Raw genomic sequence first — 19,506 nt, forward strand, 5'->3', positions numbered from 1 at the left:
TAGCTGAGTTCACCGCCCATTTCCTGGGTCATTAATTTGGCTATAGATAATCCTAAACCAAGCCTGCTTTCGGTGGGGGCAGTGGTTTCATTAAGCGTTTTTAATTTATTGAACATCATATCCAACTCCTGCTGGCCAATAGCTACACCCTCATCAATAATTTCCAAAACAAATCTTTGACGCTGTAGGCTGGTAACCACCCTGATCTCGTTGTTGGTTTGGGAAAATTTTATAGCGTTTGATAACAGGTTTTGAAATACCTGGCCTGCAAATACACGATCGAGCTTTACGTTTAGGGGTAGCTTTAATATGTTATTGGTAAGGTGAATATTTTTCATCTGCGCGGTTTCAAACAACTGCCTGAAAACGTTGGTTACCTCCATGTTGGCATCAAAGGTTTCCATGTTAAACTTCATCTCCGGCGATTCTATCTCCTTTACATCCATCAGCCTGTTCAGCATATATTGCATTTTATCGGTAGCTTCGGTGATGTAGCCCACATATTCTTTCTGATCCGCGCTTAAACGGTAATCTTCTTCCTGGATCATGTTGTTACTCATGACGATAGAGCCGATGAGGTTTTTCAGATCATGCCCGGCAATATTGATAAAGCTGTTCTTTTGATCGTCGAGTTTGCGCAATTGCTCATATTGCGCGTCGATAAGGTTGTTTTTGGCGTTGATATCGGCATTTTGCTGCTTTAGTTGCTCATTTGATTTCTCGATGAGCATTTGCGACTGTACATCCCTTTTCATTACCTTATAGCGGGTGCCCGGAATAATACATGAGATCATGGCGGTTATAAAAAAGAACTGCCCGCCATTACTGATCACTACATCAAGGTTATACTCGCTCAGTAAATTGAAAAATATGGCCAGTAATAATAAAGCCACCAATACCTGTATAAAGGAATTAAAGGGTTCCCAAAATACCTGCAGATTAAAAAAGAGTACTATAGTTGCAAATACCAGGTAGTAAATGTTAAGGTTCTGGATCTTTACTACATTGCACAAAACCGCCGATGTTATGGAAAGCATCAGGAAGCTGATATGCAGCAATAGACGGTAATCATACCTTTTAGCTGTGAAAAGGCCGTGCAAGCCAAAAATTAAAGCGCTGGTTATTAACCGTACTATAAAAAACTGGATCCAAACATCCGGAGCATACACGTAATCAACAATACTGAAAACAGGGTAAAGCAAAATAATAGGCCAAATGATATTATTTGTCTGGAACCACGCTTTTTTGGAAGTTTCTTTAATTAATTCACTTTGAGCAATCTGAACAAACATTATTCGTTATCTTGAATTATAGGTAAAATATACCCTGTTACGGCACTTATAGGTTTAAAAATTGAACAAAAGAGTTATTCCTTTTACGCAATCTTTAACCCATTTGTTAATGCTAATATTAACAGTTGTTTGCGCTGATGCAAAAAGCAGTCCAAAAGTTGATGAATATGATTCAAATGATCGGAAATTTGGATAGGGGCATCATTTCCTTATAGTGCGGAAAATTTTCCAGCGCTAACTCAATCTATTTGCGGTAAAACTATCGGTAAAAATGCTTCCGGCGTACATAAAAGAGGCAATAGGCTATAGTACTGTGAAATGAAATAACGTAATTATTTTTTAATTGATTACCTTTGTTGAGTAATATACTGCTATGAGATTTTTTGAAGAAAAACGTCGCGAAGTAATGAGTCATATTGAAAAATATATGCTCGAAAAGATGTTTGAATATTTAAAACCTGTTGAAAATATATGGCAACCGTCTGATTTTTTGCCCGATTCTTCAAGAGACTCCTTTTTTAGTGAGATAAAAGAACTACAGGAAAGCGCGCAGGGTTTAAGCTATGATCTGATAGCCGTTTTAATTGGTGATACCATTACCGAAGAAGCCTTGCCTACCTATGAATCATGGCTTACTATGGTTGAAGGTGTAAACAAGGACGAAGACGGAGGCTGGATGAAGTGGACCCGTCACTGGACCGCTGAAGAGAACCGTCACGGTGATCTGTTGAATAAATATCTTTACTTGTCGGGCCGTGTAAACATGCGCATGATGGAAGTATCTACCCAATACCTTATTGCCGATGGCTTTGATATTGGTACCGGTACCGATCCTTACCGCAACTTTATATATACATCATTCCAGGAGCTGGCTACCAACGTATCGCACAGGCGTGTGGCATCACAGGCTAAAAAAGATGGTGATACGCTGCTGTCAAAAATGTGCGGTGTTATTGCCAGCGATGAAGCTCGCCATGCCAAGGCTTACAAATACTTTATTGAAAAGATATTTGAAGTTGACCCAAGCGAAGCTATGATAGCCTTTGAGGATATGATGCGTAAAAAGATTGTTATGCCTGCTCACTTTTTACGTGAGGTAGGTTTAAAAATAGGTCAAACTTTTGGCCACTTTACTGATGCTGCTCAGCGCCTGGGTATTTATACAGCTGTTGACTATGTAGATATATTAAAGGAGCTGATAGAAGACTGGCATATTGAAAGCGCTACAGACCTGAATGAGGCCGGCGAAAAGGCACGCGACTATATCATGAACCTGCCATCGCGCCTGCTGCGTGTTGCCGAGCGTATGAAAAACCCAATGCTTGAGTACAAATTCAGCTGGATAAACGGATAGTTTTTTCCTGTTTAAGATATTAAAAGAGGCGCATTTATGCGCCTCTTTTTTGTTTATCCGGAATTTACTTTGCGACAGGGTCAAGTGATTGCATCGCGAAACAGCGTCACAGAGAGGGAGGAAAACTTTAAGTGATGTTGGTGGAATTAAAAAGCTGCATAATAGTGTGTTGATTAAAGGGGGATATTAACATACCCTTAATCGGTAATATGTATATTGTGCGTTCAAATGTTTGAGAACGATAAAACGATATATAGTATTGTTTACCTTAGGGCAATTGCCGCATTAGCTGTTTGTGCTATACACTTTAAGCTAAATACAGGTATAACCTTAAATAAAACTTTCAACTACATAATTGATAATGGCCATCAGGGCGTAACAGTTTTCTTTGTTATTTCAGGCTTTATTTTGCCTATATCATTGTACCGAAAAGGGTACAAGATCAGCGGCTTTTTTAACTTTATAATTAAGCGAAGTTTACGTGTTGACCCGCCGTTCTGGTTTTCGATATTGTTACTATTTACTATCGGATTTTATCCGCTAAGTCTTATAAAAGTTAGTACAATACTTGCACATATAACTTATACGGTTCCTTTCTTTAATGGGCAGCACTGGTTTACCGAAGTATATTGGACACTTTCAATTGAATTTCAATTTTACTTGATTTTGGGGCTTCTTTTTCCAGTTTTTATGAAGCTTCCAAAGTTAATTACTGTATCGTTGTTAGTCCTGATAAGCTATTTCTGTTTGCGCTTTACGGTTCGGTGGTTTATTATATCTTATGTATATCAATTCACATTTGGCTTTATTGCATTTTTAGGTTATACGCAATTAATTAAGGCTAAAGAATTTTGGATAAGTTTTATAGGTTTTACATTACTAATTTGTTTTAGTAAATCTATTATAAGTGGTTTAGTTCCTTTTTTTACAGTATTGGCCATAATTCTTATCAAATCGCGGAAAATTGAACCTATAGGGAACTTTTTAGGAACAATTTCTTATTCGATTTATCTGGTTCATATCCCTGTTATGGCATTCGTTGGGCATATTTTTTCGGGTTACAGTTTAACACCTATTGCTCTTTGCGGCTTATACGTTATAACAATTATTCCCGCCGCTTATATAATGTATATGATTGTTGAGCGGCCAGCCCTTAAATTGTCAAAAAGAGTATTTTTAAAGTAATTCAAAAAGCTTTTTTAGGCATAACACAGATATTTGCGCTCGTTTGCAACGAGTGCTTAACAGGGTAAGGCGATTGTATCGCGAAGACGGACTACAGACGCGGAAAAACATTAAGCACTCGTTGCAAATGAGTGCAAGCCACAAGGGTATTCAGATAGTGAGCTTATGCTCCATCAACCTTAAATCCCGGCTTGCTATATCCTTCGGGCACATATCCTTCTGGTATTTGAATATGATTACCATCACGCAGGGAAGTATAATGCGGCGACATGATCTCGACCCCGGCCTCGTTAAACTTATCCTGTATATTCTGGTGCAACCGCGAGTAAACCCCAGCCATTTGGTTTGATAACGAGGTGTAGGCATTTATCTGGTAGCTTACATTAAAATCATTCAGGGCGGTTTGCAATACAAAAGGTTTATGTTCGCTGAGTATACCATCCGTAGCTTCGGCGGCACTAATAAGCAGATTATAAACCGTTTGCCACGGCACATCGTACCCAATAGTAACGGTGGTATTTAGAATAAGGCCCATAGTTTTGGCCACAGTGCTATAATTGGTAGTGTGCCCGCTTAATATGGTGCCGTTAGGTATGGTAATGTCTTCGTTTTTTATGGTGCGTACACGGGTTACCAGCAGGTTTTTTTCAATCACATCACCCATAACCTCTCCTACCTTAATGCGGTCGCCAATTTTAAAGGGGCGCATATAAGTAAGTACAATACCCGAAACCATGTTAGATATGGCCGATGATGACCCCAGCGAGAAAAGTACCCCTAAAAACACGGTAACTCCCTGAAATATTTTTGAATCGGACCCGGGGAGGTAGGGGAATATCACCACAAACATAAAAGCGTACAGCAGCACACGAATAATATTGTAGGTAGGCATGGCCCATTCCGGGTAAAAGCCATTAATGTTGATAGCGCCAAGAGAAATTTCGTTAGCAATAAACTTTACCAGTTTAACAATATACCTGTTTACAAAGTAAATAACCACAATGGTGAGCAGGTTAGGTATGTAATGAAAAATGGCAAACACTATGCTTTTGAAGGGATTTACCACATAACTTAACAGTTGTACAGCGATTGGCTTTGACGATGGGAAAATAAAGAACAGCACCGGCAGCGCCAGGTAAACCAGTATAATGATGAGCATAAACCTGATAATGCGCAGCAAACCGGTAATAAGCGGCAGCAGGCGTTTGGCATACATAACCGGAGCGCCCTGGGCGGCCAGCTTATCCATCCGTTTTTCCCAGGCCTGTAATATTTTAAGCTTTGCCCACCTTGATCCCTTATTTAGCGCCCATATTAAAGCAATAAGCAGGATGATAACAGCAATGGCTTCCAGTATGTTAATAACCACTTGTTGTGCGCTATTATTCGTGAAGTAGTTGCCCAGTTTTTTCTTTAGTATATCCAGGTAGCTCGCGGCAAGCTGTGGGCGCGATAGTTCAGAAAAAGTAGCATCCTTATTATTAACCCCCATTATAATTTGCGAGTTGTAAGAAATAACAGAAACGGCGGTGTCGTTTTTTAAAATGAGGGAGTCGGGATTAAAATCAATGCGGTTAACTAAGGCCTCAATGCGTTTGGTAACTATGCCGGCCCGCTCCGCAGGGTCAAACATACCCTGGCCCGTGGAAAAAACAAAAAGGGTATCATTTTTAATAATTACAGGGTAACCTTTAATATCGACGGTTTTTTGGGCACGGCTGGTAAAGGCAGCTAATAAAAGCAGTATCAGCAGGCAATAATTTTTAGGCATAATGGCAGATTTTACCTTAAAGCTAAAAATTATATTCCAAATCTGTTAGCCCTCCTGCACCAGGTCGGTACCTTGATCACCCGCTACATCTTTAAATAGTTCGTTTAATATAGATTCAATGGTGAGCGAGTTTACATCATCTACATAATGCTCCGACCGGGTTATCCAAAGTTCGGCGCCATTAAGCGTTATGCTAAACAGAAAGCCCTCATATATTTCGGGGCCATATATTTCAATGGCGTCGCCTTTGCGTTCAAAAGCTAAATCAATATCACTTTGCCTGCGTTCATGAAAAAGCGGATTTAGCTTTTGCTGCAGCAGGTTATACAGTTCATTGATATCAACAGGAGTATGCAGTGTTATTATTTTCATGGTAGTACATTTGCATTGTTTAATATTACAAAGCACTTTTGTTATTGTTTCAGCCAGGGGTTCTGCAAGGGTATGGTTATCCGCAATACCTTGGTTTAATTATTAAAAAACATCACCTATATGAATTACAAATTATTGGGCCGCTCGGGCCTTAAAGTTTCAGAATTATGTTTGGGCACTATGGGTTTTGGTACCGAAGCCGGATGGGGTGCCGATAAAGATATCAGCTTTGCCATTATGGATGCCTACGCCAATGCTGGCGGCAACTTTTTCGATACGGCTAATATTTATAAACTCGGTACCAGCGAAAAGATCATTGGCGAGTACATGAGCAATCATGACCGTGATTATTTTGTGCTGGCCACCAAATACACGCTAAAGGATAACATGACCAACCCCAACGCGTCGGGCAATAGCCGCAAAAACATGATGCGCAGTGTGGAGGAAAGTCTGAAGCGTTTAAAAACCGATTTTATTGATGTGCTTTACTTACACATTTGGGATGATATTACCCCGATAGATGAAGTATTACGCGCTATGGACGACCTGATTAAACAAGGCAAAATAACCTATGCCGCCATTAGCGATACCCCTGCATGGGTAGTGGCAAAAGGTAACACCCTGGCCGAACTGATGGGCTGGAGCCAGTTTATTGCCTTACAGGTAGAGTATAGCTTGCTGGCCCGTACAGCCGAGCGCGAATTGATACCGATGGCCAAACACTTCGGCATGACGGTTACCCCCTGGGCGCCATTAGGCGGCGGCGCCTTAACCGGTAAATATTTAAAGGGCGATAAAGGCCGCATTAAACCGGAAAGTAAAAGGTTGAATGCCCAGGCTGAAGCTATTACCAAAGTGGTGATGGATGTTGCTGCCGAACTGGGTGTATCTGAGAGCCATGTAGCCTTAAACTGGACACGCCAGCAAGGTTTTTCATGTATCCCGATCGTGGGTGCTACCAAGGTTCATCAATTGCTGGATAACCTGAAAACCGTTGATGTGGTTTTAAGCGAAGATCAGATCAAAAGGTTGAATGATGCCAGCGCCATTGAACTCGGTTTCCCCGGCGACTTTTTTAAAGAGGATGGCGTTAGGGTTAATTCCTTCGGCGGGTTTTATGATAGGGTGGAGAAAAGATAAAATGCCACTACCGCGAGATTAGCGCAGCGTATCTCGTGGTTATCATAAGGTAAGCTTTCAGCTTACGTTCAGCTGAAAGCTGAAGCCATGCCCGACACACGAGCTGAAAGCTCACGCCAGTAAGCAGAACTTTACCCCTCAATCTTAATATCGTATTTACTTAATAAGCCCGGAAGGCCATGAATAGAGAACATGGCCTTTTTAATTTGGTTATCGTCAGGGTCAATGGTGAAATTATAGGAACTGCGCAGATCGGCACCTTTTAGTATGGTACGGCTAAAGAATGCACGGTGTAAATTGCAACTGATGAATTTAGCATCGGTAAGGTCGCACTCGGTCAGGTCGGTTTCAATCATAGAACAATCATTGAAACGCGCCTTTTTGTTTTTCTTTTTATAAAAGATGGCATTGTTTAAAATGCAGCTATCAAAATGCACCTCAAATAAAAAATCGAGGCTTTTGCCAAAGTTTACTCCACTCAACTTGCAATGCTTAAAGTTAACGTTCTGAAAACCGGCACTGCCTACATCGGCTAAAGACAAGTTGCAATCCTCAAAACTACACTCGATAAATACAATGCTGTAGAGATTGGCGTATGACAGATCGCAGTTAATAAAACGGCAGTTTTCATAGGTGCGGTTGTGTCCGGTTAATTGGTCGGCGGGTGTTTTGGTAAAAGTTTGGTCTTCCTGGTGTTGAGGTTGCATACAGCAAATTTATATTTCTTTTGCTCAATGGCATAGCTATTGTTTGTTTCTACATACATCAAAACCTATAGCTATGAAAACATTAAACAAATTTGCAACCATGCTGGCCATAAGCACATTGCTTGGCGTAGTAAATCCGGTTGCAGCACAAACTGTTAAAGATACCTCATCAACCACTCAACCCAACGGGGCAGGGGCAGGCAATGGCTCAAGCCAGGGAGCACCGGGAGCAGCCACCGTTTCGGGTACAGGTACCGGAACCCTTGCCGATAGCGGCAGCGTACCTACCGGCGATTCAAGCGTGAAAAAATCTGTAGCCGTTAATAACCCCGATGCGGGCACAACAACTTCAGACGGCGGGCACGGAAACTGGGGCTGGCTTGGCCTGCTTGGTTTATTAGGGTTATTGGGTTTAAGGAAGAATGGTGATACGAAAACTAACGATTAAAAAACTCTTCATTTTAGTAATGATTGTACAGTTGACCAATTAGGGTCTTGTTTTATTTCATATCCAAAGCCTCTTGTTATTCCTTTTTTATTAACCTGAGACTGAAGATACTCATGTACTTTTTTGGGTTCCTGCAGATATATATAAATGTCCAGGAAGCTATCATTATACAAATGCCCAATGTAATGAGCAGTAGTGAGTTTTTTTATCTGGTTGAAGAGTTCATCCTCAAATTTGTTAGCAATATCAGATTCACTTTTGGTAGGCAAACCATTCTTGTCAACGTTTTTCAGCTCAAGGGCAATATTTAATGTTAGGCACCAGGGATATGCATTTTTTTGCTCATAACTTTTGTAGGCCATATTAATAGAACCTATCACCGGTTTTCCATTCTCAAGGTTTGCTTTAACAACAGAAAAGTTTTCTGGCGGAAATATGGAGGATTTATTTTGGCCTTTGCTTACAAAAGCTATTAGTAAAAGCAAAGAAGATATGATTGCTTTAGGATTAAATTTCATTAATGTGATAAGGTTGTTTTTATAAGCCAATATATAAATAAGTTTAAATATATACATGCTTATAACAATGCACTCTACATATTCCGCCTGTACTGCCCGCCTACTTCATACAGTGCATGACTGATCTGCCCGAGCGAACAAGATTTACAAACCTCCATCAGTGTTTCAAAAATATTCTTGCCGGCAATAGCTGCATGCTGCAGATCTTTTAACAATTCCGGCACACGTTCCTGGTTACGTTGCTGAAATGCTTGTAAAGCTTCAATCTGATATTGCTTTTCCTCTTCGGTAGCACGTATCACTTCAGCTGGGATAATAGTAGGCGAACCTTTTTTATTCAGGAAAGTATTAACGCCGACAATAGGGTAATCGCCGCTATGTTTCAGGGTTTCGTAATACAATGATTCTTCCTGAATTTTGCCGCGCTGGTACATGGTTTCCATAGCACCCAGCACACCGCCACGTTCGTTGAGGGCTTTAAATTCGGTGAGTACAGCTTGTTCAACCAGGTCGGTCAGCTCTTCAATAATGAAAGCACCCTGTATGGGGTTTTCATTTTTGGCGAGACCCAGCTCGCGGTTAATGATGAGTTGTATGGCCATAGCCCGGCGTACCGATTCTTCGGTAGGGGTGGTTATGGCCTCATCATAGGCATTGGTATGCAGGGAGTTGCAATTATCGTAAATAGCGTACAGCGCCTGCAAGGTGGTGCGGATATCGTTAAAATCGATCTCCTGCGCATGTAGCGAACGTCCGCTGGTTTGAATATGATATTTTAATTTCTGTGAGCGGTCGTTGCCCTTGTATTTATTTTTGATAGCCTTGGCCCAGATGCGCCGGGCTACCCGGCCAATCACCGAATATTCCGGATCGATGCCATTGCTAAAAAAGAACGACAGGTTAGGTGCGAAATCGTCGATATGCATACCCCGGCTCAGGTAATATTCAACATAAGTAAAACCGTTGGAGAGTGTAAAGGCTAATTGTGTGATCGGGTTGGCCCCTGCCTCTGCAATATGATAGCCGGATATGGAAACCGAATAAAAATTGCGCACTTTCTCACTAATAAAATACTGCTGTATATCGCCCATCATGCGCAGGGCAAATTCGGTAGAAAAGATACAGGTATTCTGCGCTTGGTCCTCTTTCAAAATATCGGCCTGCACCGTTCCCCGAACGGTTGATATGGCATAAGCCTTGATTTTCTCATACACATCGGCCGGAAGCACCTGATCGCCGGTGAGGCCGAGCAGCATGAGGCCAAGGCCGTTATTGCCGGGAGGGAGAGGAGAAGCCTTATCTTGGTGCTTGCCAGAAGAAGCCCCCTCTAAATCTCCCCCAAAGGGGGAGACTTTTCTATTCTGTTGATTATTTAATTCTTGTTTAATTGCTTCAATTACTTTTGGCGTGTTTTTTATTACATCATCATTTGTAAAACGGACAACTTTAAAGCCCTCACCATTTAAAACCTTAGTCCTCAACTCATCCTGCTCTTTAGTTATTTGGTGATAACCTCCATCAATCTCAATAGCCAAGCCCTTTGATAAACAAACAAAATCGGCAATATACCCATCAATAGCATGCTGCCTTCTTATTTTATAGCCTGTTTGGTTATTTCTTAATTGTTGCCATAAAATATTCTCGGCTTCGGTGGGATTTTTTCGATTTGATTGTGAGTTGGCTTTTAGTATTTCCCACAAAATAGGATTGGCAGTTTCATAACCTTGTTTTTTAGGCTTACCGCTTTTAGAAGCCTCACCTAAATCCGCTCCAAAGGAGAGGATTTTGTTTTGTGCGTTGCTTATAACTCCCTCTCCTTTGGAGAGGGTTGGGGTGAGGCTTTGATATCCCGGCCGCTCCAACCCCTTGTCATCATATAATTCTTGAAACTTTGCCTCAACCAAATGCTCTAATTTATGTTCGGTGATATATTTTTCGCATTGCTGATCAATGGCCGCGTTCATGAAAAAGCCCAGGAGCATAGGGGCGGGCCCGTTGATGGTCATGGATACAGAAGTAGATGCCGCGCAAAGGTCGAAACCGGAGTATAGTTTTTTGGCATCATCAAGCGTGGCAATGCTTACACCTGAGTTTCCAATTTTGCCATAGATATCTGGTCGGGTATGCGGATCTTCGCCATAAAGGGTAACCGAATCAAACGCGGTTGACAAGCGGTGCGCCGGCTGACCAAGCGATACATAATGAAAGCGTTTGTTGGTACGCTCGGGCCCGCCCTCACCGGCAAACATGCGGGTTGGGTCTTCTCCTTCCCGTTTCAAGGGGAACACTCCTGCAGCATACGGGAACTCGCCTGGAACATTTTCAGTAAGCAGCCAGCGCAGCACATCACCCCAGGCCTGGTATTTGGGCAAGGCAATTTTGGGTATCTGCAGTTGCGACAGCGAGGTGTAAAACAAAGGCTGCTTAATTTCCCTATCGCGCACATGATATATAAAATTCTCGGCCTTGTATTTTTTAACAGTTTCGGGCCAATATTTTAATAATCGTTTACAATCGGGATGAAGACGGGTTTCGAGGGACGCGATAGCCTCACCTAAATCCTCTCCAAAGGAGAGGACTTTGCCTTGCATGTCTTGATCCTTGTTCTTTTGTCCTTTGTCCTTGCTCTGGTTTAGCACATCCATCGCCCCCTTTAGTTGATATAATTGCTGGGCTATCAGGCATTGCTCATCAACCCATTCATCATAAGCTTTGCTGCTTTCCGCTATCTCTGCCAGGTAGCGGTTACGGTCTGGTGGAATAATGTATATTTTTTCAGATTCGCCGTTTTCCTCATCTAATTTCCGCACCTCACTCCCCACACCCCGCTCCAACAGGTCAACCCCAGTTTTGACTTCAATTGTTTTCATGACGGCGGCAAACAGCCTGTTCATGCCCGGGTCATTAAACTGGGAAGCCATAGTGCCGTACACAGGCAGTTCATCATCCTTGGCGGTAAAAAGCTGGTGATTGCGTTTGTATTGCTTGCGTACATCGCGCAGGGCATCGAGGGCGCCGCGTTTGTCGTATTTATTAAGGGTTACCAGATCGGCAAAATCAAGCATGTCTATCTTTTCCAGTTGGGTGGCAGCGCCAAACTCCGGGGTCATTACGTATAGCGAAACGTCACAATAATCGGTGATCATGGTGTCCGACTGGCCAATGCCCGAGGTTTCTACAATAATGAGATCAAACCCGGCAGCTTTGCAGATATCAATACCTTCCTGTACGTGTTTTGAAAGTGCCAGGTTGGCCTGCCTCGTGGCGAGCGAACGCATATATACCCGCGGATTATTAATGGAGTTCATCCGGATACGGTCGCCCAGTAGGGCACCGCCAGTTTTACGTTTGGAGGGGTCGACAGAAATAATGGCCAGCGTTTTATTGGTAGCCATTAAAAAACGGCGCACAATTTCATCAACGAGTGATGACTTGCCAGAGCCACCCGTACCGGTAATGCCGAGAACAACAGCCTCACCTAAATCCTCTCCAAAGGAGAGGATTTTTTGTCCTTCCCGTTTTTCAAAAGCTCTCTCCTTTGGGGAGGGTTGGGTTGGGGCACTTTCCGCCCAGCTGATCAACCTCGCAATAGCACCGGGATCTTGCTCGGGCAGATGATCCATTTCTCCATTCAGTTGGGTAAGGGTGGGCTGATCGCACTGGCTCAGCATATCATTGATCATACCCTGCAGGCCCATTGTGCGGCCATCATCGGGCGAATAGATGCGGGCGATGCCGTAGCTTTGCAGTTCCTTAATTTCATGCGGTAGAAATACACCACCGCCGCCGCCAAATATTTTGATATGGCCAGCCCCGCGCTGGGCCAGCAGATCATACATGTACTTGAAATACTCCAGATGGCCGCCCTGGTAACTGGTTAGAGCGATACCCTGTACATCTTCCTGAATGGCGCAGTTCACTACTGCATCAACCGAGCGGTTATGCCCCAGGTGTATTACCTCGGCCCCGCTGCTTTGTAGTATGCGACGCATGATGTTGATAGTTGCATCGTGCCCGTCAAACAGCGATGCGGCTGTTACAAAACGGATCTTGTACCGGGACTTATACGGAGCAATACTTTCCATGAAGAGCTATAATTGGTTATTACAAATTTAGTGAGACTTTGGGAATTTTTTGGATTGTTGGACTTGAAGACTTTTGGACAAAGGATTGTTCAACGTGTCATTGCTGTATGGTACAAGGCAATCGTGAGCTATACTTGATTATTGTATTAAAGAATATTTAATAGTTATTAACCCGCGTATTGTGCATGTTGTGTGTTTGTTTTTCTCATTATATCACACTTTAATACACAAGTGGTAATATTTAATATTTATAACATGCTTAATATTTAACTTGTATATATAATTTATCATATACCAATTTTTACCTGTAAAGCATTTATTATGAAAACCTTAATCATTAGTACTTGCAAAATTGTGTGTTTGATTTTTATTTGTTGTTTTTTGTCGTGCCGTAAAAATACGGCCGATGTAGTCCCCGACAAATCTGCACCAACAAATGCCCAAACCCAAACTGTTGTACCCATATCTATTTTTACTCCTACCCAGCATGTTTTTACCGATATTCAGGTTTGTTATGACGATAAGATATTTTTATTAGAAAACGGTAAGCTCAAGCGCCTTATCGGCACCGAGTTGGTTGATGTGGATCTGCCTGCTTCGGTTTATACTAACTTTCATCCCACCTTCCTAACCATCTCTAAAGATTATACCTTTTACCTGCGCGCCAGCAACGGTATTAAAATTATAAAAGGCGGGCAGGAAATTAAGTTTTATAAAGTAGGCATGCCGCCGCTGCAAAACTTTACCCCGGCAACGTTTGGTAACCTGGAAGTAGCTACTGATGAATCGGATCATTCCGTAGTTTTCGGAACGGTTAGAGGGGGATTTGATTCGGTATTTTTCTCTCTGTCAAAAATAACTAAGGATGGCCATTTCGGCGATCTTACTTATACCGGTAGCAGTATTAATGAAACACAGCAGTTTATCAGCACCTTTGGCATTGGCGGTTCACCTACAGGTACACTCTGGGATGCCGGGTTGGGCGCCACCAGCAATAGTTTTTATAGCCAGCTTTTTAAAAGTACTTTAAACTCGCCGCCATATGGTTATCTGGTAAGTAACCGTTATGGTCAAGTCCCTACCAATCATAGTACGCCACCGGGCGAAGGATCTATTGATAGCGTTAAGTTTAACGTACTGGTTGCTATTGAGGTAAGCAAAGATGCTAAAACCCTGTACCTGAAAACCGGCGACTATGGTACCGATAATCCCGAACCCGGAGGAGGTATAAGCAATACCGGCGAAATTCTGAAAATAAGCGATGGCCAGGTAAAACTGATTGCTACCAATATTACCAATAAACGGTTAGCCATTTCCAATGATGGTAAAACACTGTATATAGCAGGCATCAATGGCCTGTCGAAAATAACTTTCTGATAATGCCCCTATTAACAGAAGCCGGTGGCGGGCGAAATGCTTGCTGCCGGTTATTTAACCTTTATGTAAGGGCTAATCAATAGCTACATTTCCCGCTAATTAATATAGCAGGAAGATGCAGCCATAATTTTCTAATTGTTGTAAAGGGGGTAGCTTGTAGGGTTATATTTGGTTTGTGTTAATAAAAGTAGCAATTACTTTTGATAAGTATCTGGGTGTAACTACACAATTACTGTGAAAAAAATGTACAATATGTATACAATTTATGTGCAAGGTACACAGTATGTTGCTTTTAAGTTTTAATAAAATTAACTTGTACTTAATTGTTTTAAACCAATATAACCTTATTTATTATGGAAGGCTTGCGAAAAGACATTGAGGACGCCCGAAAGGATATCGAAGATGAAAATAATCATTGGGATAAGCTCTTTAAACTATGTGCATATGTTATTGCCGCGGTTATTATTTACTGTTTTTTAATAACATTTGTACCCATACCTATTGCTAATGCAGAGACAGCCCGGCAGGTACTTATATTTTTTATAGGCACATTGGTTGGTTATTGTTTCAATTTACTAAGCCCCGGTATAAGCTCTAAAAGAAATTTGCCCACACAGCTTAACGTTAAAGGCGATAATACCAGCATAACCAGTGGTACAACTACGCGTACCGATATTGGCGTGCAGCCAGTTGATCCTGATACACCAGTCCAGTAACCTCAGCATGCGTTCGGTTTGCATTAACCATGCACTGCTAAAAATTAACTATCTTTGCAGCAAATGCAATTAACAGGATCAACAGCAGCGGTTTGGGAAAAGGGGTACAACAATTACGGCCCCTGGCTGCGCGAAAAATACAAAGGGCAGCGGGTGTTTAAGGTAATTGTTGATGGCGGTTTTACCTGCCCCAATCGTGACGGCTCTAAGGGCTATGGCGGCTGTACCTATTGTAATGTTGATTCGTTTACGCCATCTGTTAGCCGTAACGCGCCTACTTTGCGCCAGCAGGTGATGGAGGGTATGGAGCGTGCCCGCAAAGGCAACCGGGCCGACAAGTTTATCATTTATTTTCAGCCCAATACCAATACTTACGCACCGGCACATTATCTTAAAATGATGTATGATGAGGCTTTGAGCTATGGCACCGAAGATATTGTAGGCCTTAGCGTAGGCACCCGCCCCGATTGTATTGACGCTGAAAAAGTGGCCCTGCTGGAAAGCTATACCGACCGTTTTGATGTTGATCTGGAAATGGGCATGGAAAGTATTTATAATGATACCCTGAACCAGATAAACCGTGGCTGCAGCCATGAAGAGCTGATCAAAGCCCTGAACCTGGTACAAAACAGCAAACTGGATATTTGCGTACACACCATATTTGGTTTTCCCTGGGAAACGCATGATATGATGCTGAAATACGCCGATGAGATCAACCGTTTCCCACAGATTAAGTTTGTTAAATTTCACCACCTGCATATCGTAGAAGGTTCGGTAATGGGCGTAAAATATAAGCGCGAGCCATTTAAGCTTTTCGGTATTGATGAATATGCCGATTTCCTGTGCGAATTGTTACCCCGTGTTCGTCCGGATATTGTGATCCAGCGCCTCTTCGGCCTTAGCGACCGTGAGCTGCTTATAGCTCCAAACTGGGGCCTCAAAAAATCAGAGATACAGTACTATATCGATCAAAGGATATTAAGCCGCGGCGTAGTGCAGGGTTCGAGCCTCACCTAAACCGCGAAGCGCTCACGAGCACCAAATCAAGACATTGGATTGCGAGTAATCCTCTCCAAAGGAGAGGACTTTACTATGCTCGATTTTGACTCACTCTCCTTTGGAGAGGGTTGGGGTGAGGCTTTTTGGTATCAGTTTTGTAAACTCTTGGTTATATTGTATTGATCTGTTAGTTAAATTTACAGCTACATTGTCACAACGAGCACAACAAAACTATATTCCCGCATTAACCGGGGTACGCGCAATGGCGGCTTACCTGGTTTTTATATCGCATTTTGCCTATATTTTTGACGATAGTTTTCCTCATATTGTGCAACGCTTTTTGGGCGAGTTCCACATCGGTGTAAGTATTTTCTTCGTGCTTTCGGGCTTTTTGATCACTTTCAGGTATTATGATAATTTTAAGGGACTCACTAAAGAGTGGTTTCTGCAATACCTTAAAAACCGCGTGGCCCGCATTTATCCCATGTATTTTCTGCTTACGGTAGCTGCCTTTGTTTACTACTTTATCACCAAAGATGAGTCTGTTACCAAAGGTTACGAGCACCCGGTGGCACTTATGCTCATGAACATTACTTTTGTGCGCGGCTTTTTTTACCAGTTTTGGGATACGGGTATAGCACAGGGATGGTCGTTAACAGTAGAGGAGTGCTTTTACTTTTCGGCACCAATTATATTTTTAATTGCCCGGCGTTATGGTAAATTTTATTTGCAGCCTGTGGTAATTACACTGGTGGGTGTTTTATTATACCTGATTTTTAGCCACATTAACTGGCATGGCTTTTTTGGCAATTTTACCTTTATCATGCTGTTTACCTTTCTGGGGCGATGCTTTGAGTTTTTTGTAGGGATGCAGTTGGCCCGCTATGTGCTTAAAAAAGGTTTTACCCGTACCAACAAAGTAAATTATACTTATGGCGGCTTTATACTCATTTTTATTTGTGTGCTGATAATGGCGCTACAGCCTATCCCTAAGGGATGGGCGGCCGGTGTTGAAAGCCCGGTAGGCATCATCGTCAATAATTACCTTTTATGTATTGCGGTTGCCCTTTTCTTTTATGGTATACTAACCGAGGCCACCCTATTTAAAAAATTCCTGTCGCTGCCTTTTATTGAACTGCTGGGCAAAAGCTCCTATATATTTTACCTGATACATCTCGGCTGGATCTATAACCTTATGCACACGGCTTTTGATCATTTAAATGATTACATTTTTGAACTATATGATAAATGGGGTGTATCCTGGCATTCGCCTTTTGAGTACGATAACCTAAACCTGTTATACGCCTTTATCGTATTAAATATATTAGCTGTAACCCTGTTTAAGCTGATCGAGGAACCGCTTAATCATTACATCCGTAAATCCGGGTTTTTGATCAAGCCGAAACCGGTACGTGAAAAATCAATTGTATAAAACATCAAATACCTGAGCTCCATCTATCGATGAAAAAAACTGTACTAACCTGTGTGTTTATTTTACTGCTCACGGGTATCTTCCTTCCTAACCAGTTGTTTGCAAGCTGGCCAATAGGCAAATACCGTGATATTGTGATCCCCTCTATGTTTCTGTACCGGCAAACCGACAGGTTTGATCGTGACGGCCATAGGATCAAGGGAGATCCTGGTGCCAGTTTTACTTCCTATTCGGCCAATTTGTATGTAGGCTATGGTATCTCCCGCCGGTTAGATATTATCGCCAGCGTACCATATGTGTATACCCAGAATAAATTTGCCAACGGTTCGGTAACCAACCAGGGCCCCGGCGATCTGCTGATGGGCTTGAGTTATAACCTGGTTAATTTTAATTATATACGTTATCTATCAGTGCAGGTGTCAGGTATAGCGCCGCTCTATAAGGGTCACAATCCCACTTTAGATCTGGGTTTGGGCAGTTATGGTTCTGAGGTTAAGCTGATGTATTGCGGCAATCTGCCTAAGTCCATCGCCAGTAAAGGGTACTTTAATACCGAAATAGCTTACCGCAGATATTTTGACGTGCAGGGGCCAGATCAGGTAAGTTTTAGCGGTACCGTTGGTTACCCGGTAAGCCATCACGACCAACTGAGTTTGGAGTTGCTGTTTTTCCGCTCATTTAGTTCCAACAAGGCATTTAATCCCAATATCAACAACGCCCGCGATTACGCCTTTTTTAAACCATCATTAAACTATGGTCATCAGTTTACCCGCAGGTTCTCCACGTTTATAGGCGGATATTATACACCATTTGGACAAAATACCGGTGTAGGTTACGGAGGTTCGGTTTTAGCAATTATTAAAATATAAATAGCGTCATGCTGTACATCAATACATATTTAAAACGCATGGGGTTAAGCCTGTTATTAATAGCCTTAATCCTTGGTAAAGTAAGTGCATACTCGCCTCAAAAGGATGATAAAGAAGAAGTGGTAATTGATGCCAAACCATCCAACAAAAACGCGCTGTATAAAGCAGGTGAAGAGATAAGTTACAAGCTGAGCGTAAAAAACACCTATAAAGAAAAGCAGGAGGGGAAATTTACTTATGAAGTTACTGCCGATGATGGGAAAAAGATATTTGAAAACACGGCCGAGTTTTCGGTTGGGGCAGGTAGTTCAAAAAGCCTCAGCGTAAAAGTAGCCCCTAAGGCCGCAGGCTTTTATCACATCAATTTTATGTTTAACCTGTCGGCCTATGATGATACGGTACATAAAGTTTTTGGGGTAAACCCGGAAGCCATTACCTCGCAACTGCACAAGCCTGCAGATTTTGACGAGTTTTGGCAGCAAACGCGTCAACAACTGGCCAAAGTAACACCGCAATACAAAGTGATATTCCGGCCGGATCTATCAACCAAATACAAAAAGGTGTATTCGGTTGAAATGAAATCATATGAAAACCTGCTGATCCGCGGTTGGATGGTGGTGCCTACCGATGGCAGCAAGTTTCCGGTACATTATCGTGTTCCGGGCTATGTGGTGGAGCTGAAACCCAACATGGATAATGACGATTACATAGCCTTTGACCTTAACGTACGGGGTAATGGTAATAGTAAGGATGTGGTGCATATCAACACCGATAATTACAGCACCAAAAATATTGAAGATAAAGATAAATACATCTACCGTGGTGTTTATATGGATTGCCTGCGCGGGCTTGATTTTCTGTATTCGCACCCGAACCTCGGTATAGATACCTCTAAGATATATATTGAAGGTGGCAGCCAGGGCGGCGCGCTGGCAGTGATTACGGCCGGACTGGATAAACGGATCAAAGTGTTGACCATGCAGGTGCCGCTGTATTCGGATATCCGGGATAACAACATCATATCGGCATCGTATAAAGAGCAGGTAGTGCCTTTTAAAATGTTCAGGCAGTACAAAAACAGCCACCCTGAATTTACCTGGGCCAGGTTTTATGAAACCTTTGATTATTTCGATCCGCAAAATTTCGCGCCGATGATCAAATGCCCGGTGCTGATGGGGATAGGCTTGCTTGATCAGTTTTGCCCGCCGCGTTGCAGCATGGCGCTTTTTAACCATATCAGC

16 protein-coding genes are annotated in these 19,506 nt (G+C 42.4%); 10 read left to right on the plus strand and 6 right to left on the minus strand.

The features are described from left to right. A partial coding sequence (locus tag AAGC65_RS17870; protein ID WP_343113826.1) for a HAMP domain-containing sensor histidine kinase occupies positions 1–1,292 on the minus strand: 1,292 nt, incomplete at its 3' end. A 373-nt stretch (positions 1,293–1,665) separates the two neighbouring features. Between AAGC65_RS17870 and AAGC65_RS17875 the strand changes: the two genes are divergently transcribed. After that, a complete protein-coding gene (locus tag AAGC65_RS17875) occupies positions 1,666–2,646 on the plus strand; it encodes an acyl-ACP desaturase (RefSeq protein WP_343113827.1) in 981 nt (326 codons plus the stop codon). Between the two features lie 228 nt (positions 2,647–2,874). Then, positions 2,875–3,831, plus strand: coding sequence for an acyltransferase (locus AAGC65_RS17880; RefSeq protein WP_343113828.1), 957 nt, complete (start codon positions 2,875–2,877; stop codon positions 3,829–3,831). Between the two features lie 163 nt (positions 3,832–3,994). Here the strand turns inward: AAGC65_RS17880 and AAGC65_RS17885 are convergent, their stop codons facing one another. Further along, on the minus strand, positions 3,995–5,602 hold the full coding sequence (locus AAGC65_RS17885; RefSeq protein WP_343113829.1) for a mechanosensitive ion channel family protein: 1,608 nt from the start codon (positions 5,600–5,602) through the stop codon (positions 3,995–3,997). A 45-nt stretch (positions 5,603–5,647) separates the two neighbouring features. Then, the gene (locus AAGC65_RS17890) at positions 5,648–5,974 is read right to left on the minus strand and encodes a hypothetical protein (protein WP_343113830.1); all 327 of its coding nucleotides are present in this window, start codon (positions 5,972–5,974) and stop codon (positions 5,648–5,650) included. Between the two features lie 120 nt (positions 5,975–6,094). Here AAGC65_RS17890 and AAGC65_RS17895 point away from each other — a divergent pair, with 120 nt between their 5' ends. Next, positions 6,095–7,114, plus strand: a complete 1,020-nt coding sequence (locus AAGC65_RS17895) for an aldo/keto reductase (protein WP_343113831.1) — start codon at positions 6,095–6,097, stop codon at positions 7,112–7,114. Between the two features lie 131 nt (positions 7,115–7,245). On the opposite strand, the gene AAGC65_RS17900 is transcribed toward AAGC65_RS17895, so the two are convergent. Further along, positions 7,246–7,821: a pentapeptide repeat-containing protein gene (locus AAGC65_RS17900; RefSeq protein ID WP_343113832.1), complete on the minus strand. Its 576-nt coding sequence runs from the start codon at positions 7,819–7,821 to the stop codon at positions 7,246–7,248. Between the two features lie 73 nt (positions 7,822–7,894). Here AAGC65_RS17900 and AAGC65_RS17905 point away from each other — a divergent pair, with 73 nt between their 5' ends. Continuing rightward, entirely contained in the window at positions 7,895–8,269 is a 375-nt protein-coding gene (locus AAGC65_RS17905; RefSeq protein WP_343113833.1) for a WGxxGxxG family protein, read from the plus strand. A gap of 8 nt (positions 8,270–8,277) precedes the next feature. Here the strand turns inward: AAGC65_RS17905 and AAGC65_RS17910 are convergent, their stop codons facing one another. After that, positions 8,278–8,787 carry a DUF695 domain-containing protein gene (locus AAGC65_RS17910; RefSeq protein ID WP_343113834.1) on the minus strand — a complete coding sequence of 170 codons (510 nt, stop codon included), beginning with the start codon at positions 8,785–8,787 and terminating at the stop codon, positions 8,278–8,280. 74 nt (positions 8,788–8,861) lie between these two features. Continuing rightward, positions 8,862–12,872, minus strand: coding sequence for a methylmalonyl-CoA mutase family protein (locus tag AAGC65_RS17915; protein ID WP_343113835.1), 4,011 nt, complete (start codon positions 12,870–12,872; stop codon positions 8,862–8,864). 381 nt (positions 12,873–13,253) lie between these two features. On the opposite strand from AAGC65_RS17915, the gene AAGC65_RS17920 reads away from it, so the two are divergent. The 6 genes from AAGC65_RS17920 to AAGC65_RS17945 form a co-directional block, all read left to right on the plus strand. Continuing rightward, on the plus strand, positions 13,254–14,249 hold the full coding sequence (locus AAGC65_RS17920; RefSeq protein ID WP_343113836.1) for a hypothetical protein: 996 nt from the start codon (positions 13,254–13,256) through the stop codon (positions 14,247–14,249). Between the two features lie 353 nt (positions 14,250–14,602). Further along, positions 14,603–14,965 carry a hypothetical protein gene (locus AAGC65_RS17925; RefSeq protein WP_343113837.1) on the plus strand — a complete coding sequence of 121 codons (363 nt, stop codon included), beginning with the start codon at positions 14,603–14,605 and terminating at the stop codon, positions 14,963–14,965. A gap of 63 nt (positions 14,966–15,028) precedes the next feature. Beyond that, positions 15,029–15,982, plus strand: a complete 954-nt coding sequence (locus AAGC65_RS17930; RefSeq protein WP_343113838.1) for a TIGR01212 family radical SAM protein — start codon at positions 15,029–15,031, stop codon at positions 15,980–15,982. A gap of 190 nt (positions 15,983–16,172) precedes the next feature. Beyond that, positions 16,173–17,396, plus strand: a complete 1,224-nt coding sequence (locus tag AAGC65_RS17935; protein ID WP_343113839.1) for an acyltransferase — start codon at positions 16,173–16,175, stop codon at positions 17,394–17,396. Positions 17,397–17,425: 29 nt separating this feature from the next. Next, positions 17,426–18,265 (plus strand): hypothetical protein, encoded by an 840-nt coding sequence (locus AAGC65_RS17940; protein WP_343113840.1) that lies wholly within the window; start codon positions 17,426–17,428, stop codon positions 18,263–18,265. A gap of 8 nt (positions 18,266–18,273) precedes the next feature. Next, positions 18,274–19,506: acetylxylan esterase (locus tag AAGC65_RS17945; protein ID WP_343113841.1), on the plus strand; the 1,233-nt coding region annotated here is incomplete at its 3' end.

This window comes from Mucilaginibacter sp., from assembly GCF_039207105.1.
Lineage (GTDB): Bacteria > Bacteroidota > Bacteroidia > Sphingobacteriales > Sphingobacteriaceae > Mucilaginibacter.

Bases quoted from the DNA above. Each gene is read 5' to 3' on its own strand.
- AAGC65_RS17925 (WP_343113837.1), top strand. From the start codon at position 14,603: ATGGAAGGCTTGCGAAAAGACATTGAGGACGCCCGAAAGGATATCGAA.
- AAGC65_RS17875 (WP_343113827.1), top strand. From the start codon at position 1,666: ATGAGATTTTTTGAAGAAAAACGTCGCGAAGTAATGAGTCATATTGAA.
- AAGC65_RS17905 (WP_343113833.1), top strand. From the start codon at position 7,895: ATGAAAACATTAAACAAATTTGCAACCATGCTGGCCATAAGCACATTG.
- AAGC65_RS17895 (WP_343113831.1), top strand. From the start codon at position 6,095: ATGAATTACAAATTATTGGGCCGCTCGGGCCTTAAAGTTTCAGAATTA.
- AAGC65_RS17880 (WP_343113828.1), top strand. From the start codon at position 2,875: ATGTTTGAGAACGATAAAACGATATATAGTATTGTTTACCTTAGGGCA.
- AAGC65_RS17930 (WP_343113838.1), top strand. From the start codon at position 15,029: ATGCAATTAACAGGATCAACAGCAGCGGTTTGGGAAAAGGGGTACAAC.
- AAGC65_RS17900 (WP_343113832.1), bottom strand. From the start codon at position 7,821: ATGCAACCTCAACACCAGGAAGACCAAACTTTTACCAAAACACCCGCC.
- AAGC65_RS17910 (WP_343113834.1), bottom strand. From the start codon at position 8,787: ATGAAATTTAATCCTAAAGCAATCATATCTTCTTTGCTTTTACTAATA.
- AAGC65_RS17915 (WP_343113835.1), bottom strand. From the start codon at position 12,872: ATGGAAAGTATTGCTCCGTATAAGTCCCGGTACAAGATCCGTTTTGTA.
- AAGC65_RS17890 (WP_343113830.1), bottom strand. From the start codon at position 5,974: ATGAAAATAATAACACTGCATACTCCTGTTGATATCAATGAACTGTAT.
- AAGC65_RS17885 (WP_343113829.1), bottom strand. From the start codon at position 5,602: ATGCCTAAAAATTATTGCCTGCTGATACTGCTTTTATTAGCTGCCTTT.
- AAGC65_RS17940 (WP_343113840.1), top strand. From the start codon at position 17,426: ATGAAAAAAACTGTACTAACCTGTGTGTTTATTTTACTGCTCACGGGT.